Source organism: Vibrio sp. 10N.222.55.C6, from assembly GCF_041473395.1.
GTDB lineage: Bacteria > Pseudomonadota > Gammaproteobacteria > Enterobacterales > Vibrionaceae > Vibrio > Vibrio crassostreae_C.
Genome location: NZ_JBFRSD010000747.1, coordinates 1 through 322 on the forward strand (window position 1 = coordinate 1; position 322 = coordinate 322).

At 45.7% G+C, this 322-nt stretch carries 1 protein-coding gene; it reads left to right on the top strand.

Going from position 1 to position 322, the window contains the following annotated elements:
* The coding region (locus tag AB4486_RS25955) for a GntR family transcriptional regulator (RefSeq protein ID WP_372119618.1) at positions 1 to 322 on the top strand (322 nt) is incomplete at both ends.

Below are 322 nucleotides of genomic sequence, written 5' to 3' on the forward strand. Positions count from 1 at the left end.
GAAGTGACAATATCATCATGATGCCTTTCGAGCCGAAAAGACCTTATCAGGAGATAGGGTTAGTACTAAGAAAAGAACTGATTGAAGGCCTGTATAAGGTCGGAGATAGGTTACCTCCAGAACGCGATATTGCTGATCGTCTAGATGTAAGCCGCACTGTAGTGCGTGAAGCGATCATCATGCTAGAGCTTGAAAACTTAGTTGAGGTAAAAAAAGGGTCAGGTGTTTATGTCCTGAACATTCCTACTCATTCTCGCGAGAATGTGGTCAGCGATGACGCTGGTCCATTCGAGATGCTGCAGGCCCGCCAATTACTGGAAAG